This is a genomic window from Methanosalsum zhilinae DSM 4017, from assembly GCF_000217995.1.
GTDB lineage: Archaea > Halobacteriota > Methanosarcinia > Methanosarcinales > Methanosarcinaceae > Methanosalsum > Methanosalsum zhilinae.
Genome location: NC_015676.1, coordinates 310,549 through 328,214, shown reverse-complemented (window position 1 = coordinate 328,214; position 17,666 = coordinate 310,549). Strand labels below are relative to the sequence as shown.

The 17,666-nt window shown below is 41.5% G+C and carries 15 protein-coding genes and 1 tRNA gene; 9 read left to right on the top strand and 7 right to left on the bottom strand.

Features of this window, described 5'->3' with window-relative positions; genetic code table 11:
- Positions 1–21 precede the first annotated feature (21 nt).
- A complete protein-coding gene (gene thiL / locus MZHIL_RS01500; protein ID WP_013897601.1) occupies positions 22–1,017 on the bottom strand; it encodes a thiamine-phosphate kinase in 996 nt (331 codons plus the stop codon).
- Positions 1,018–1,259: 242 nt separating this feature from the next.
- Between thiL and MZHIL_RS01495 the strand changes: the two genes are divergently transcribed.
- The 6 genes from MZHIL_RS01495 to MZHIL_RS01470 all read left to right on the top strand — a co-directional run bounded on the left by MZHIL_RS01495 (position 1,260) and on the right by MZHIL_RS01470 (position 7,553).
- The gene (locus MZHIL_RS01495; RefSeq protein WP_013897600.1) at positions 1,260–2,279 is read left to right on the top strand and encodes a DUF21 domain-containing protein; all 1,020 of its coding nucleotides are present in this window, start codon (positions 1,260–1,262) and stop codon (positions 2,277–2,279) included.
- A gap of 197 nt (positions 2,280–2,476) precedes the next feature.
- Complete coding sequence (locus MZHIL_RS01490; protein ID WP_013897599.1) at positions 2,477–3,496, top strand: DUF21 domain-containing protein; 1,020 nt, start codon at positions 2,477–2,479, stop codon at positions 3,494–3,496.
- A gap of 51 nt (positions 3,497–3,547) precedes the next feature.
- Entirely contained in the window at positions 3,548–4,387 is an 840-nt protein-coding gene (locus MZHIL_RS01485) for an Mrp/NBP35 family ATP-binding protein (RefSeq protein ID WP_013897598.1), read from the top strand.
- A 60-nt stretch (positions 4,388–4,447) separates the two neighbouring features.
- Positions 4,448–6,241: an anaerobic ribonucleoside-triphosphate reductase gene (nrdD, locus tag MZHIL_RS01480; protein ID WP_013897597.1), complete on the top strand. Its 1,794-nt coding sequence runs from the start codon at positions 4,448–4,450 to the stop codon at positions 6,239–6,241.
- Between the two features lie 107 nt (positions 6,242–6,348).
- Entirely contained in the window at positions 6,349–7,086 is a 738-nt protein-coding gene (locus MZHIL_RS01475) for a prenyltransferase/squalene oxidase repeat-containing protein (RefSeq protein WP_013897596.1), read from the top strand.
- Positions 7,087–7,121: 35 nt separating this feature from the next.
- Entirely contained in the window at positions 7,122–7,553 is a 432-nt protein-coding gene (locus tag MZHIL_RS01470) for a hypothetical protein (protein ID WP_013897595.1), read from the top strand.
- Positions 7,554–7,557: 4 nt separating this feature from the next.
- Here MZHIL_RS01470 and MZHIL_RS01465 read toward each other — a convergent pair whose 3' ends face one another.
- The 3 genes from MZHIL_RS01465 to MZHIL_RS01455 form a co-directional block, all read right to left on the bottom strand.
- On the bottom strand, positions 7,558–8,322 hold the full coding sequence (locus MZHIL_RS01465) for an ABC transporter ATP-binding protein (protein WP_013897594.1): 765 nt from the start codon (positions 8,320–8,322) through the stop codon (positions 7,558–7,560).
- The gene (locus MZHIL_RS01460; protein ID WP_013897593.1) at positions 8,322–9,110 is read right to left on the bottom strand and encodes an ABC transporter permease; all 789 of its coding nucleotides are present in this window, start codon (positions 9,108–9,110) and stop codon (positions 8,322–8,324) included. Before MZHIL_RS01460 ends, MZHIL_RS01465 begins: the two co-directional genes overlap by 1 nt.
- A 133-nt stretch (positions 9,111–9,243) precedes the next feature.
- Positions 9,244–10,245, bottom strand: coding sequence for an ABC transporter substrate-binding protein (locus tag MZHIL_RS01455; protein ID WP_013897592.1), 1,002 nt, complete (start codon positions 10,243–10,245; stop codon positions 9,244–9,246).
- A gap of 236 nt (positions 10,246–10,481) precedes the next feature.
- Here MZHIL_RS01455 and MZHIL_RS01450 point away from each other — a divergent pair, with 236 nt between their 5' ends.
- Complete coding sequence (locus MZHIL_RS01450; RefSeq protein ID WP_013897591.1) at positions 10,482–11,012, top strand: helix-turn-helix domain-containing protein; 531 nt, start codon at positions 10,482–10,484, stop codon at positions 11,010–11,012.
- Between the two features lie 102 nt (positions 11,013–11,114).
- Here the strand turns inward: MZHIL_RS01450 and MZHIL_RS01445 are convergent, their stop codons facing one another.
- The 3 genes from MZHIL_RS01445 to MZHIL_RS01435 form a co-directional block, all read right to left on the bottom strand.
- Complete coding sequence (locus MZHIL_RS01445) at positions 11,115–13,991, bottom strand: HEAT repeat domain-containing protein (RefSeq protein WP_013897590.1); 2,877 nt, start codon at positions 13,989–13,991, stop codon at positions 11,115–11,117.
- A 381-nt stretch (positions 13,992–14,372) separates the two neighbouring features.
- Positions 14,373–15,236, bottom strand: coding sequence for an S-methyl-5'-thioadenosine phosphorylase (gene mtnP / locus MZHIL_RS01440; protein WP_013897589.1), 864 nt, complete (start codon positions 15,234–15,236; stop codon positions 14,373–14,375).
- A 14-nt stretch (positions 15,237–15,250) separates the two neighbouring features.
- Positions 15,251–15,958, bottom strand: coding sequence for a phosphoribosyltransferase (locus MZHIL_RS01435; RefSeq protein WP_013897588.1), 708 nt, complete (start codon positions 15,956–15,958; stop codon positions 15,251–15,253).
- Between the two features lie 176 nt (positions 15,959–16,134).
- Between MZHIL_RS01435 and MZHIL_RS01430 the strand changes: the two genes are divergently transcribed.
- A tRNA-Met gene (locus tag MZHIL_RS01430) sits at positions 16,135–16,209 on the top strand.
- Between the two features lie 120 nt (positions 16,210–16,329).
- Positions 16,330–17,649 carry a signal recognition particle protein Srp54 gene (locus MZHIL_RS01425; protein WP_013897587.1) on the top strand — a complete coding sequence of 440 codons (1,320 nt, stop codon included), beginning with the start codon at positions 16,330–16,332 and terminating at the stop codon, positions 17,647–17,649.
- Positions 17,650–17,666 lie beyond the last annotated feature (17 nt).

Below are 17,666 nucleotides of genomic sequence, written 5' to 3'. Positions count from 1 at the left end.
ACCTACCTGTGAAAGTTATATTCAATCCGTATCCTTTAATTGCAGATAACCCTTTCTACTAATAGAAAGGTTATTTGCCTGTGGGCGTTCAAGTGTTATTCCCATGTCCTTTTCAGCTACCTTACCGATTATTGTAAAATCACATGTTTTTGTGGCGTCAGAGACTTTTTCAGGGCTGAGTGTGAACAGGAGTTCAAAATCACCGCCTGAATAGAGAGAATAATCAAGGAGTCTTTCCGGTTCATGTATGAGTTGCTTTAAATCGTCCTGAAGAGGCAGTCTGTCCTCATAGATAATAAAGCCTACATCTGAAGCATCTGCAAGATCATAGAGAGAAATTGCTATCCCGTCACTGGTATCCATCATTGATGTGACGGCACCTGAGTCTGCAAGGGAGAGAGATTCCCTGACCCTTGGTATGGGTTCAAACAGCTTTTTTAGCAATGATTCACTGGTTTCTATATTATTTTCAAGGGCATAAAGAGCAGCACCTGCCGAACCTGCATAGCCTGTAACACATACCATATCACCTGGTTTTGCACCTTTTCTTGTAAGCAATCGATCCTCTGACACTTTTCCAACTGCCGTTCCGGTGATGGTCAGCTCATCATGGGTATCAATATCCCCACCTATAACAGAAGTTCCACAGGAAGCTGCACATGCATGCAGTCCCCTGGCAATCTCCTCCACAAATCCAACATCACAGTCGGATTGCAAGCCTATTGCAGCAAGAATTCCGCAGGGATTTGCACCCATGGCAGCAATATCACTAAGGTTTACAGCAGCAGACATCCAGCCTATCTGCCATCCTGACATCTGCTGTGGAAAATCAGTTGTTCTGTGAAGCATATCAGTGGTTACCACAATACATTCACCATCACCGGCTGAAAGAACAGCACAGTCATCCTTTCCGGGACCTATCAGGACATCCCGGTTTGAGTCCTGGTAAAATATTCTGGAGAGACGCCTTATAAGTTCTCTCTCACCTACAGAGGATACAGGAGTAAATGAATTCATCAGATTCACCTTTTCAATTTTATTGATTTTAATTTAAATGCTGGTCATTAATTATTGTTGCGCTGAGCAGGGTCGAAATAATATCTCTTTTTGCTCAACATCAAAATATTTATAACTGAATAATACGGTATTATATCTGGTAGTAGATAGCATTCAATAGGTTATTCAAAGATCAGAAATGAAGAAGCAAACTTTCCTGCCTTATTATTTTACACTATGTATCAAGAGGCCATAGATTTAAAATGATCGTAACATGGATACTGATATGCCTCTGTCTGCTCCAATCAGCGGTTTTTTCAGGACTTACAATAGGACTATTTGGACTCAGCAGACTGAAACTTGAAATTGAGGCTGGTTCTGACAACATCAATGCACAGAAGATCCTCAAAGTAAGGAAAGATTCCAATTTTCTCCTCACAACACTGCTGTGGGGTAACGTTGCAGTTAACGTACTGATTGCACTGCTCACTGAATCAGTTATGAGCGGTGCTGCAGCATTTGCATTCTCTACCCTGGTGATCACTGTTTTTGGAGAAATCATGCCCCAGGCATACCTCTCCCGCCATGCTCTGAGAATAGGAGTATATCTTGTCCCAATGATCAGGTTCTATCAGATACTGTTATATCCAGTAGCAAAGCCATCAGCAATACTGCTGGATAAATGGCTTGGGAAGGAGGAATTACAGCTTCTCAAGGAAAGAGCATTCACTTTCATGCTGCAAAAGCATATCAAGTCAACCAAAACAGATATAGGGAAACTGGAGGGTCTTGGTGCCATCAACTTCCTTGCAATGGATGATGTGAAAATAGAAAAAGAAGGATCCATCATTAATTCGGAAAGCATAATCACACTTCCTTTCAGAAATAGCAAGCCTCTCTTTCCCCATGTGGAAAAAAACCCAGATGATCCCTTCCTGAAACAGGTTCAGTCCTCAGGGAAAAAATGGGTAATAGTAACCGATGAAACCGATCAGGCAAGAATGGTTATTGATGCAGACAGCTTTGTCAGGGATGCGATATACAAACCAGGACCATTCTATCCACTCACCCATTGCCATCATCCAGTCATTGTAACCTCGCCCAGCACCCGCCTGGAGCAGGTAATACGCAGATTAAAAGTATATCCACTACATGAAAGGGATCACGTGATCGACCTTGACCTGATCATATACTGGGCAGAGGACAAAAATCAGAGAAGAATAATAACAGGCTCGGATATCCTGGGTAGACTTCTCAAAGGAATTGTTACAAGAGTAGAATGACAGAAACAGTATGTTCAGTAGCTAAAAAAAATGCCATATTTGCTTAAGGAACATGGAAATACAATCCGGAGCATTATATGGAAAAAAATCCGGCTCAAAACTGTATATAATCATATATAGTTATACCCTCAAAATATATTGACCCATTAAAAAGATACTGGAAAAAACTATCAGAAATGTGAGGTTATCAGGTAAAAATGGAACTAACATGGATATTTATTGTACTCTGTCTCATACAGTCGGGATTATTTGCAGGACTTACCATAGGATTATTCGGACTCAGCCGACTAAAGCTTGAAATTGAATCCGAGGCTGGTAGTAAGAACGCTAAAAAGATCCTTGAGGTCAGGGAAGATTCCAATTTTCTCCTAACAACACTGCTGTGGGGTAACGTTGCAGTTAACGTACTGATTGCACTGCTCACTGAATCGGTTATGAGCGGTGCTGCAGCATTTGCATTCTCTACCATTGGCATTACCTGTTTTGGTGAGATCGTACCCCAGGCATATTTCTCCCGCCACACACTGCGTGTGGGAGCTTATATGATCCCGATGATAAAATTCTATCAGATACTGCTCTATCCGGTAGCAAAGCCATCGGCCATACTTCTGGACCGGTGGCTTGGGAAGGAAGAACTCCAGCTTTTCAGGGAAAGATCACTTATGGTAATGCTGGAGAAACATATCGAATCTTCAAAGACGGATATCGGTAAGCTGGAAGGTCTTGGAGCGCTTAATTTCCTTGCAATGGATGATGTGAGAATTGAGAATGAAGGTTCCATTATTGATCCCCGGAGTATAATATCAATTCCATTTAGAGGAAATTATCCTGTATTTCCGGATATCAAAAGAGATCCTGATGATCCTTTCCTCCAGAGAATTCAGTCTTCCGGGAAAAAGTGGGTCATAATAACCGATGAAGATGATGATCCCAGAATGGTTATCGATGCAGATGATTTCCTAAGGGATGCAATATATAAAGAAGGACCATTCTATACACTCAACTACTGCCACACTCCTGTTATAGTAACATCTCCTGACACCAGGCTGGAACAGGTAATACGCAGATTAAAGGTCTATCCGCTACACGAAAAAGATCATGTGATCGACCTTGACCTGATTATATACTGGGCAGAGGATGAGAACCAGAGGAGGATAATAACGGGATCTGATATTCTCGGGCGACTGCTCAGAGGCATTGTACTGAGAGTATATTGAATTGAAGATATTGATTTGTATTGATTCTAAATATATTTTTGAGGAAACCGGATGAAACGGCAAAAGATGTATACTTCTGAAAATATTCTCTCAGGAAAACAGAATTCAAATATAGCTGATAACCTGAAGAATGTAAAACATCGAATAATTGTCATGAGTGGAAAGGGCGGAGTTGGAAAAAGTACAGTTGCCACACACCTGGCATCCAGTCTGGCACATAGAGGATTTCAGGTAGGCCTGCTTGACGGGGATATACACGGGCCCAGTGTACCAAAGATGTATGGTATCAATGCTGCAGCTACTGGTGAAAAAAGAAAAGGTCTTGATCCCTTCAAGGTAACGGATAATCTAAAGATCATGTCAATCGAATTGCTGGTAAACAGTAACGATACCCCAGTTATATGGAGGGGGCCGGTCAAGATAAGGGTTATCAGACAATTCCTGCAGGATGTAAAGTGGGGCAGTCTTGATTTTTTAATTGTGGACCTGCCGCCTGGCACAGGTGATGAGGCACTGACCATTGCAAAATTTATGCCTGAATGTGACGGCGTGATCATAGTCACAACACCGCAGGAAGTGGCGCTTAACAGTGTAATAAAATCCATCAATTTTGCCAGGTCATTGAAATTACCTGTTCTGGGACTTGTTGAAAATATGAGCAGTGCAACCTGTAACATATGCCATAATAGAATTGACCTATTTTCCAGTGGTGCTGTAGTGGATACCTGCAAAAAATATAATATCCCGCTTATTGCAAGGCTTCCACTTGAAAACGAAATTTCCAGAAATGCAGATAAAGGCTCTGTGAGTTCATATGCTCAGAAAACATCACAATGGACCGAGTGTTTCAGGAATATAGTGGACATAGTCGCAGAAATTGATACACGATGAGAATCTTCAAATTATTGTCCTGCCAACAGGTTATTTAATGATACTGATCAATTTTCATACATGGAAAGGGGTTCAGGGAGCAATATTGACCGGCTGGATTTTACCGATCCTGTAGAACTGGTTGAGGATGCACTTGATAACAGGAACTGGTTACTGAGAGAAAATTCAAATGTTCAGCAGAGCCCATCCCTTATAGATATTCATCTAAGTTCACAGATAAATAAAAGATATGCACTTGAAAAATTGTATTCTCCTGCCATCAAAGCAGCACACCTGCAGGGAAGAATACATATCCATGATCTGCACTCACCATTTCGACCATACTGCAATGGAATTGATGCCAGAACATTTTTGATGGACGGATTGAAATTTCCACATACAAAAAGCCGGCCTGCAAGAAAATTCGACTCTGCAGTATATCATACAATGTCTTTCATGATACACTCACAGCAATTTTTTGCAGGAGCACAGGCTGTGGACTATTTTAACTGGCTGCTGGCACCACATCTGCACCATGACAGCATAGACGATGAGCGGCTATCACAGATCATACAGGGATTCGTATTCCAGATGAACCAGGCCAACAGAACCGGAGCACAGAGTTGCTTTACAAATATAGGGCTGCGCATTCAGTGTCCTCCTTCACTAAAAGAAGAAAAAGCGATATATGCAGGAGAGTTTTTAAAGGATACCTATTCCGATTTCGAAGATGAGGCCCGACGAATATACAGAGCAGTTATGGAAATTGCAGGCAGGGGTGATGCCTGCGGAGCACCATTTACATTTCCTCTGATAACCACTGCTATAACAAAAGACCATAATTTCAAAGATCCTTTATGGATAGATACCATGAAGGCAGCCTCTTCTACAGGTGCACCTTATTTTCTCAATCTTGCTGCAGATTATCTAGAGGAGGATTCTATCCAGGCTATGTGCTGCAGGCTCCTGGTTAAACATGCAGGCGGCATATGGACTGCAGGTGGAATGGGAACCGGTTCAAATAAGATAGTAACTGTTAACCTTCCACGAATAGCACTGGAAGCTGCAGATATAGATAAATTTTTTATCTGTCTTGATAAAATCATGAATACTGCACGCCTTGCATTACTCCAGGGACAGGATATTATTCGCCGATCGCTTTATGAATGGAACATTCTTCCCTGGTTGCTACAGAAAAGTGATCAAGGCCCTGACTATTACAATTTCAGTACCAGACATCTCACCTTTGGAGTAGTTGGCCTGAACGAATGTCTTGTCAACCTTACTGGAGATCCTCTGGTAAATCAAACTGAACTTGGAAAAAAGATCATTGGTTATATGGCTGAGAGAATTAATAAATACAGTGAAACGGACGAAATAACCTATACATTCGAGCAGACACCTGCAGAGAGTACGGCACACCGACTGGCAATGCTGGACAAATCAGAGTTTGGAAATAAAGCAGCATTTCAGGGTGATGGAAATTCAGTCTATTATACCAATTCCACCCATGTACCCTACAACTCAAGTATTCCCCTATCTGAAAAGCTGCAGGTGGAATCAGATATGCATCCATTTTTCACAGGGGGAGCTATAGCACATATATGGATGGGAGAAAGTACCCCTGATCCAGAAGGACTAAACGAGATGGTTGAAAAGCTATCCCGAACAAAACTTGCATACTTCTGTTTCTCCCCGGATTATTCAATATGCATAAAGGGTCATGTCTCAAAAGGCAGATCCAGCAAGTGTATGATATGTGCAAATGAGATAGTGGACTATATTTCAAGGGTTACCGGATATTTTGGACATGTCAGCCGCTGGAATCCGGGCAAGCAGAGAGAATACAGTGACAGACACAGATATATTATTTAAGGTTGAGATATTCTTTTAATTGAAAAACAGTGAGATAATATTAATATCACAAAAATGTGGCATAAATCGAAGAGCAGATAAAATATAATGATTTATTCTGGAGATAGATGAACACTGACTTTGCAAAAATACTGATTGATTATATTGAAAAGAGAGGTCCAAACGGAATAAAAGAATTATCCCGTGTGGTTTCAGCTTACTGTCTGTGGAAAGAAATAATTCCACAGGAGATTATAGACAAACATGTTTTAGATCTGATTATAGATAGCAGCAGATGTTATGAGTCTATCAGGGATATTGCACGTGCCTGTTCTGCACTTATTGATGCAGGGATAGTATACAATTCACTGATAAAACGTCTGGAAGAGGGACAATCAGAAGGTTCATGGAATTGTGATGTTTATGATACATCATATGCACTTATTGCCCTTGCAGATGCAGGAGTGTACAACAAGGAAGGCTGTGTTTGGCTTATGAATAATTTCAGCAGTGAATGGAAGCATACCGGAACTGTGTCACTGATTGTTACAGCACTTTCAAAACAGGCGCAACTGGGTGAACATGAAAAATATAGCAGGTTCATAGATGATCATTCGAAATGGATATTAAGCCAGCGCAACGAAAGTGGAGGATGGAAATATCTTGCTACCAGCAACATTGCTTTACAGGCACTGATATATTCCGGACACTGTAATGAACTTCAATCATCAATACAGTGGCTGGAAAATCAAATTTGCAAAAGTAATATCGATCAGGATAAAATGTCAACAACAACGGCTGCACTGATCATGATATCTACCGGCATCTATATCAGATGCATAAAGGATACAAACGAACCTGAATAATCTATCTCAGAAAACAATATTTGAAATGTGATATAATGGAAAACAGCTTTATAAAATATCATTCACCCACCGGTACATATATAGTTCAGAAAGGAGCCTATTTTGAAGAGGATCTCATAATTGAAGGAAATCTTCTGACAGGTAGCGGTGTTAATTTCTGGAAAGGACTTGAGGTATCTGGTAAACTTGAACTTGGAAAGAGATGTACCGTTAACAGAGATATCAGTGCCAAAAGTGCAGTGATAGGATCAAGTTGTCATATAAAAGGCAGCATTGAAGTGAATTCTGAACTGATGATACTTGACAACAGCACCATTGATCAGGCTGCGATCAGTAAAGGGAAGATGTTTGTAAGGCCTGGATGTTCTATAGGTTTTGTCAGGTCAAGCGAAGTTCTTGAACTTGTGGGAAAGGTCAATGTAAAAGAGATAGAATCAGGTACAAAGGTCATTGTCAGATCAGTATGACATATCACTCATTTTTTGTACTTTTTCTTTCCTCTTCCAGTAACCTGAGAATCCTGTTCCTTATTCGGTTTGCTTCCGGGCTTGTTCTTTCACGGGGACGGGAAATATCCACATCAATTATCTCTTTAATTTCTCCTGGACGTGAGGTCATCACTGCTATCCGGTCTGCCAGAAATACAGCCTCATCCACACTGTGTGTTACAAACAGTATTGTGATATTTTCTTCCTTCCAGACATCAAGAAGTTCAATCTGAAGTTCATTTCGGGTCTGGGCATCCAGAGCTCCAAAAGGCTCATCCATGAGAAGAATTTTGGGATTATTAGCAAGTGCTCTGGCAATCGCAACTCTCTGACGCATCCCTCCGGATAGTTCATGGGGATAGCTGTATTTGAATTGCTCAAGACCAACCATCCTGATATATTTTTCTGCTATTTTTTCAGACTCATCTTTCGCCATACCCTGCATTTCAAGTCCAAAGGAAACGTTCCGGATAACATTTCTCCACGGGAAAAGTGAGTATTCCTGGAACACCATACCTTTTTTGGGATCCGGACCCATGATCCTTTTCCCATCCAGTATGATGTCACCACTTGTAGGTGGCTCAAGTCCGGCAACCAGCCTTAAGAGTGTTGTTTTGCCACAGCCTGATGGACCGATAAGGCATACAAACTCACCATCCTTTACTGTGAGATTGATATCCTTGAGGGCCATTGTGGAATCCTTATCTTTTTCAAATACTTTTGATACTTTTATCTCAAGCATGCCCATTATACTACAACTCCCCTGCGCCATTTGAGAAGATAGACATCCACTATACGTCTGAATCCTTTATCTATCAACAGACCGATCATTCCAAGCAGGAGCATGTAGGTGAGTACAAAATCCATCTGGTGAAGGGAATAATGGAACCATATTTTATAACCCAGTCCAAACCTGCTTACTCCAAATAGTTCTGCAGCCACCAGACACATCCATCCAACACCCATACCGATCCTTATTCCGGCAGTGATCGAAGGCATTGCTGAAGGAAAAGCTACATGCCTTATGAGATCACGGTCACGTGTACAGCCCAGTACCTTTGCAGCTTCCACATAGATTCTTGAAACACCCTTAAAGCCTGTATACGTATTTATCACAATCGGAAAAACTGCACCAACAAAAACCACAAATCCAGCTGCGGTATGAGTCAGGCCGAGCCATATCAGTGCAAAAGGGATCCATGCAAGTGGAGGGATGGGACGCAATATTTCAACAATTGGGTCCATTATACGGTTTCCTGTATTGAACCAGCCCATGAGAACACCTACTGGAATTCCTATGAAAAACGCAGAACCTATACCGATTCCAAAATGTAGCAGACTGACCTGAATATCAGTGAACAGTACACCGGTTTCAACAACTCTTAAAAAAGAAGATACCACATCAGTGAAACTTGGAAGGAATAGTTTTCTCTGAACGATTACATCTGCAATAAATTGCCAGAGAACAATTGCACCTATAAGGGAAGCAATTTCTATATTCCTATTTCTTATAAATGATACTATATTCCTGATCATCTGGTCACCGGTAGTTGTTCATTGAAATTGATTAAAAGATTAGAGGATCCTGGTAAGCCCAGTACCCTCTGTCGCAGACTTAGCTATAGTGTTCTGACCATTAATGTATCTTATCATTTATTACACAGAATGATCAGTTCACTGCGGCTTCATAAAAGCTAAGATCAAAGATATCATCTTCTGTTAGAAGTGTATCTATGTATCCCAGATTATATTGCTGCTGGGCATAAGCTACAGTAGAATCTGCCAGTATGTTTGGATCAGAAACCCATTCACCATCCCATTCTTCCAGAGATTTCTTGGTATCTGCCACGCTCCATCCGGTGTATTGTGAGAATACTTCTGCAGCTTCATCAGGATTATCCTTTATGTATTCGGTAGCTTTGATATGAGTCCTGACGATCTGTTCAACAAGTTCAGGCTCTTCACGTATCAGTTCTCCCGAAACTACAAGGACACAGCAGGCATGGTGGGGAGCTATTTCTCCAGATTCTAATACGGTCAAACCATAGCCTTCACTCTCAATTATTGATGGAGCAGGATGTGGCAGAAATACACCATCTACATGGCCTGCTGATATCGCAGTGATAGCTTCACCAGGTCCCATACCTACTATCTCAAGGTCGTTTTGAGGGTCAATGCCATTGTCCGCTAACCATGTTTTTATTATGGTATCCTGGATTGTTCCAGGTGGGAATGTGGCGATCTTTAGACCCTTCAGATCCTCTGGGGAATTATAGGTCTCTGCAAGTTCATTGCTAAGCACAAGACTTGAGCCCTGGGTCTGCACACCTGCAACGATCTTTGCATCAAGTCCTTTATCCAGTGCAGAAATTACAGGCGCTGCACCAACATAGGCAACGTCAAGATGTCCTGCCATCATTGCCTGCATTTCCGGAGCTCCAGTTGCAAATTCTCTGTCATCGATTCGGTCTATTCCATAGGGAGCAAGATCTTCCTGCCACCAGCCTCTGTCCTCAGCTACCATATAGGCTACCTGGTGTGTACTGGGCTGATAGCCAAAAGTGAGTGTTCTTTCATCAAGAGCAGCACAGCCGGATAGGAAGACCGCACCCATAAGCACTAAAATTGAGATAATTGCGGCTTTTTTAAATTTAGTTTCTATAATGTTCAATAAGATCACCTCGATCATTTATACTATATTGTTTATTAAATATAATATATATCATTTTCCGGAAAAAATGAATATATTACCTAAAAGTATTAATAATATTAAATTTAGTATACAAAAGGGAAATAAATAGATTTAAATGTCCATTGTAGCTTATATCAGGCATATAGTAGCAGAATGGATAAAAATACACCTATATTGATCTATGAAATTTGTATTATTTATGGAACTGATATTATATGAAAGCTGCCGACAAGGTAATTGATGCCGCATTCAAGAGCGACGAGGAATTCCAGAAGACGTTCGCAGAAGTTATAAAAGATGATCTGAACATGACAGTGGTAGAATTCTCCCAGATTTCAGGAATTTCAGCAAGCACCCTCTATAAAATAGTTTCCGGTACCAGGGAGCCAAATGTAAAGACACTTCGTCATATCGTGAACACTATCAGAGGTCTTGAAGAACCAGAACATGGAGATTTTATTGCAATAATTGCAGCCCGCCATGTACTGGACAATATCAATGAGACAAAAAGGAAGGTTGGAGGAAAACTCCTGACCATCCGGGAATATTCTGCTTCCACTATGGAAGATGCCATTGTAGCTGCAGTAAGAGCTGAAAGAGAGGGTGCAAAAGCACTGGTATGTGCACCTATTGTAAGCCCTACCATTGAAAAAATCATACATATTCCTGTTGCCACGATCATGCCAAAGGATAGTCTGATGGAAGCTATTGAAACAGCTGCAAGAAAGATAGACTATACCTACTGAGGCTATTACAATTATCCATTAAAAATGTAGATATAGATATAAGTGAAATGGCCTGTGATCCAGATCGCCGTGTATTCGGCCACAGACCATATTTACTTCACCTCATTTTTCAGGATCTTTCAAACTTTCGTTTCTGAATGCCTGGACCAGCGGTTCAGCAGCCCTTTTATCCCCTATTTCGATCAGTGCCATGGCAGAATACCTCTTTATTTCATCATTTTCCAGTGAATCTATGAGGGGTTTTACTGCAGGCTCGCCTATCTGACTTAGCACTTCTATTGTGATCCATCTTGTTCTGTCATCTCCATATTCAAATGATTCGATCAAGGGGAGCACCGAAGGTTCACCAATCATTATAAGGGCATTTGAAGCTGAATTTCGGACCTGATCATCAGAATCCTGCAGCAGATCTATGAGAGGCTTGACGGCCCTTTCATCGCCGATAATTCCAAGAGATGCTGCGGCATTGATCCGGACATCCCGATCTGCATCATTAAGGGAACGGATAAGAGGTGATACTGCCTTCCTGTCCCCTATCTTACCAAGGGCTGCTGCAGCACTGGTACGCACATCTCTGTCACTATCACCTAATAGCTCAATTAATGGTTCAGTTGCCTTTGCATCACCGATCTCACCAAGTGCATAAGCCGAACTGGCCCTTACATTTTTGTCATTATCATTGAGAGCTATGACAAGAGATGTGATGGAACGTTCATCTTTTAGTTCTGCAAGAGATATGGCTGCATACCATCTTACCTCACTATCAGAATCACTCAGAGCCGACAGAAGCGGTTTAACGGCCTGTTCATTTCCGATCATACCAAGTGAGAGTGCCGCACTGCTTCTTACAGATGCTTCACTCTCATATGATAATCTCTGGATCAATTGGCCTGTGGCCCTTTCATCATCTATTTTACCAAGTGAGAGTGCTGCACTGCTTCTTGTATTATCATAGTCATCCTTCATAAGCACTCTAAGAAGAGGTTCAGTCGATGAACTGGTCCCCATTTCACCAAGAGCAAATGCAGCGGTGTTTCTAATCTCATCATTATCCCTCAGCAGCACGTGGATCAACAATTCTTCAGATCCCCTGTATCCAATTTCTTCCAGTATCAATATTGCACTGATGCGTACATGACCCTTTTCATTCCTAAGGGCTTCATTGATGTTATCAAGTCCCTCTTTATCGTTGGAATGCTGGACGATCCGGTGTGCAGTCGTTATAATTGAACTTCTACTACCGCTATTCAGAGCCTGGGCAAGAGCTTTTGCATCAGGTTCATCAATTTCATTAAGTGCAGCTGCAGTACTTTTGCGAACCTGTTCTTCTTCACGATCCAATATCCATTCGATAGAAGTTATCTGTGGTTTTTTAAATTCAGGTTCAATGGGAGTATCTGTTAAGCCATGGACCTGATCATCCATCAGATCAAATGATCTTATAAGAGTATCACTTGCACTTTCATTACCGATCTCAAGGAGTGCAAACTGTGCGGCTTTCCTGGTATTAGTATCAATGTCAGTTCCTAAGTCAAGTACAGATATTAAAGGATCAACTGCAGGATCTCCTATCCTGCTGAGTGAATCTGCAGCTGCGATCCTGACATCTGTATCCTCTTTACCAAGAAGCTCTATAAGCGGCATAACTGCCCTGTCATTTCCAATATCTCCCAGTGCATACATTATACCCAACTGGACTCTTTTATCTTCACTGCCCAGTGACTCGATCAGCGGATCAACTGCAGGATCGCCAATCTGTATCATTATGGAAACAGCTTCATCCCTGAAGTTATCGTCTCTGTTATTCATTGACCTTACAAGAGGTTCTACTGAGGGTTCACCGATTGCCACAAGAGCATTGGATGCACTTTTCCTCACATCCCCACTACTGTCATCAAGCAGATCAACGATGTCCCGGGCTGCTCTTGCCTCCTGATTTTTACCCAGTATCTCTACAGCACTTTTGCGCACATTGTCATCGTCGTCTTTCAAAGCACGCATAAGGGGAATGGCAGCCATTTCATTTCTAATGGACCCAAAAGCCTCAACAGCACTTTTCCTGACATATTCATCGCGATCCCCCATTTTTTGAATAAGTGGCTCCACAGCCCTGGAATCCCTGAACTCTGTGAGAGAATGTATTGCTTTGACCCTTACGTCACGATCCTCATCAGAGAGAGAATCAATTAATGGGGGTACAGCACGGGAATCGCCAATACGACCAAGGGCCTCGGCAGAACTGCTCCTAACACCAGCATCATCATCAGAGAGAGAATCAATTAATGGAGGTACAGCACGGGAATCGCCAATACGACCAAGGGCCTCAACAGAGCATCTCCGCACGCCAGCGTCATCATCAGAAAGGGTTCCAATGATAGGTGAGACTGCACGACGATCACCAATGCGACCAAGTACTTCAATACTGCTGCATTTCACAGAAGGGTTTTCATGATCCAGAGATGATATCAGTGGCAATACCGAGGGAGACCCTATCCGTATAAGAGTTTCTTCGATATACCATCTGGTATAGACATCACTTTCGTTTAATGCCCTTATTAAAGGATTTACTGCAGGAGTGCCAACATCAACAAGCGCCTGGCTGGCACATCTGCGCATTTCTTCGTCATCCTGTGAGAGATATGAGATCAAAACTTCAATTGACTGGGAATCACCCTGTTTTGCCCTGGATACAAGCTGATCACAGTCATAGTCTCTAACCATATCGTTTTGAGAAGCAACACCAAATTCAGAATTATCTTCTCTGTTCCGATCTAAAACATTTTTAAAAAAATTGAAAAAACTATCATCATAAACAGAACCGGCTCCAATGGAATTGAAAACATCTTCATTTCCCGGTTTCACCGATTTCTCTATCAAAAGATCATTATCTGCAGCCACCACTGCTGCTGATAAAATTATCATTAATCCGGTAATAATAGATAAAGTTATGACTAAACGAGTTTTTCTAGCATTATTCATCAGGTTCCCCACCACCTTAATTCTTATTATAATCTGCTGGCTTAAATATTTATCTTATAAAAATTAGAAAAAAGTATCAGGAAGATAAGATAACGTTTGCTCTTCATACCATTAAAATCTTCATATACCTGAAATATTTACAAAATTATAATATAAACTCTTCTTTCATTCATCCAATATAACAAATGCAAACCAGAACCAATTAACAGCGCGAACCATAATAGATATCCATTTAAACATAGAATTTAGAATTTATTTTGCGCAATGTGTACTGGCTATGGGGGAAGGGGTAGTACGGCTATACTCATCACATTGCGCAGCGATCATTTCATCAAATCCATCCAGATCTATCAGAAAGGAACTGACACTATAGAGGAAATATTATTCCTCCATATATTTTCCTAACAAAAGATCAAGCCTGCGAGAGGTTTCATAGGAGATCAGACTCCTATCAGTGGTTATAGCTCCATCCAGCGCGCTCTGGCAGGTACATTCCTGAATATCCTGAATTCCGTCTATAGAAGAAGCTATGATATCCTTTACAGCTTCTGTATTCTTTGCAACATTTTCCATTATAGAGGCAATATTTACTTCCTCATCTCGCCATACATCATAATCAGTTACCGTGGATATCATTGAATAGCACATTTCCGCTTCTCTTGCAAGCTTTGCTTCGGGCAGTGCAGTCATCCCGATAATATCAAATCCAAGTGACTGATATACTCTGGACTCTGCCCGGGTTGAAAACTGAGGTCCTTCAATGCATACGTAGGTTCCACCTTTATGGGCAGTATACCCCCTGGACATCATTACATCATAAAGTATCTCAGACATGCCAGGACAAAAAGGATCTGCAAAGCCCATGTGCACAACAATTCCATTTTCAAAAAAAGTGTTTTTTCTGGAATTCGTGCGATCATACAGCTGATCAGGGATCACTATATCCAGTGGTGCAATATCCCTGTTCAGACTTCCGACTGCAGAGGCTGCGATTATCTTGCTGACACCCAGTTTTTTCAGGGCATAGATATTTGCCCGGTAATTGAGATCTGAAGGAGATATCCTGTGTCCTTTTCCATGACGCGCCAGAAAACATATTTTTGTGCCGTCATATTCACCCACCATGATATCATCTGAAGGAAGGCCAAAGGGAGTTTCCACCCTTATCTCCTGTGGATCTTCAAACAGGGTTACATCATATATTCCACTGCCGCCAATTATTGCAATATCTGCATGTGAATTCATAATTCAATACCTCATTAAGGTGATTCAGCCAGTTTCCAGAATTTTGCATTGTTATCCATGAATGACACTGCCTTGCCAGTCCATTCAAGCTCTTCCATTATTTCTTTCATCCTGCCGGGCTGGGCAATCTCAAATGAGATGGGGTCAATAGAATGATATCTATACAGGCAGTTTCTGACATCCCGGATGCTCCATGCATCCCTCTTTTCCCTGAGCATCAGTTCAAAAACAATATCTGTCATATCTTCAATAAAGTTCCAGGGATAGACAATCCATGCCCAGTCCTGTAAGATCTCACCACAGTAATCAGGTTTTATCTTTGAACTCTTAAGATACTGCAGAGAAGAGGTCTTAACATTGCATGGATCCTGCCCATAAACATATTCCATTGCATGCACCATACTCTTGCCTGTGTCTACAATGTCATCCACTATCAGAACATTCTTCCCCTTTACAACAGAACCTGCCAGAGGATACCTTATGTATGGTTCATCTCCTGCGACAGCAGTTCCCACATAATGTTCTACCTTAAGGCTTGAGAGGTCATCCAGACCCAGAAAATCACACATAACCCTTCCGGCAAACCAGCCTCCTCTGGCAAGAGCAATGATAATATCCGGTTCATACCCCGATTCCTTTACATCATTTGCAACATTCCTGCAGAGTGAATATATATAATCCCATGTTGTGACGACACATTTGAATTCATCCGGCAATGTCAATTGGAAAACTCCTGTAATTTCTAAAATCTAAGTTCTAAAATTCGATCTGAATAGATTGAACCTTCTTTAATTTATATAATTTATTATTATAAACCAGATATATGCCAGATCATACGCAAGCTTTATATGAAGCTATATCATTATAGGACTTCGTATCCCACATACCTGATGATTGAAGCGGGGTGGGGTAGCCAGGAGATCCCGACGGGCTCATAACCCGTAGACCGATGGTTCGAATCCATCCCCCGCTATTCAATAATTAAATCAAATAACTTTTTTTGTCTCGAAAATTACTTAATTCAGCATGATGTTTTTATAGAGCATGAATTATATTTAGATTAAAGTTCACATAAACTCAAAGGACGATACCCATGGTCATGGATAAACTTGGAAGTTCCCTTCAGGATGCAATAAAAAAGCTGGTCAGTTCCGGCCGTATCGATGAAAAAACTGTCAACGATGTGGTCAAGGACATTCAGAGAGCACTGCTCCAGTCAGATGTCAATGTCAAAATGGTCATGACAATGTCAAAGCACATTAAGGAGCGTGCCCTGAAAGAAGAGGTTCCAAAGGGTATGAATCCCAGGGAACATGTAATCAGGATAGTCTATCAGGAACTTACCAGCATAATTGGCAAAGGAACCGATATTCCATTAAAGCCACAGAAGATAATGATGATAGGCCTTCAGGGTAGCGGAAAGACCACAACCACTTCCAAGCTTGCCCGCTACTTCCAGAAAAAGGGACTCAGGCCTGCCGTGATCTGCGCAGACACATTCAGACCAGGCGCCTATCAGCAGCTTAAGACATTATGTGAGAGACTTAACGTTGCATTTTACGGGGAAGAAGGAAATGAAGATGCAGTGGGTATTGTTAAAAGGGGACTAAAAGAGTTTGAAAAATATGATATAAAAATTATTGACACTGCAGGTCGCCATGCTCTGGAGAAGGACCTTATCAAAGAGATGGAAGACATACATGCTATCTGCGATCCTGACTACAAACTGCTGGTACTGGATGCAGCAATAGGTCAGCAGGCCAGTGAACAGGCTCGTGCTTTTAACGAATCTATCGGCATATCTGGAGTTATCATAACCAAACTTGATGGTACAGCAAAGGGTGGAGGTGCACTTTCAGCAGTATCTGAGACAAATTCATCCATAGCATTCATAGGAACAGGAGAGACACCAGAAGATCTTGAAAAGTTTGAACCTGACAGATTCATATCTCGCCTGCTTGGAATGGGAGATATCAAAACGCTTCTGGAAAAGGCTGAAGAATCCCTGGACAAGGATGAACTTGACATGGAAGCAATGATGAAGGGAAGGTTCACCCTCAAGGACATGTACAAGCAGATGGAAGCACTGAATAAGATGGGTCCCATGAAACAGATAATGCAGATGCTTCCCCTTGGCGGGCTGGGAGCAAAGATTCCTGAAGACGCCTACCAGGTCACAGGGGACAAACTTACAAGATACAGGATAATCATGGATTCAATGACCGAAGAGGAAATGCTCAATCCACGCCTTATCGGCAGCTCACGAATTAAGAGAATATCAAGAGGATCAGGAAATAGTCCAGAAGATGTACGTGAACTTCTCAAGTATCACAAGATGATGCAGAATGCAATGAAGGGAATGAGGGGCGGTAAATTCAATATGCAGAAAATAATGAAAAAGATGGGAATGTAATAACTTTATTGAATTTC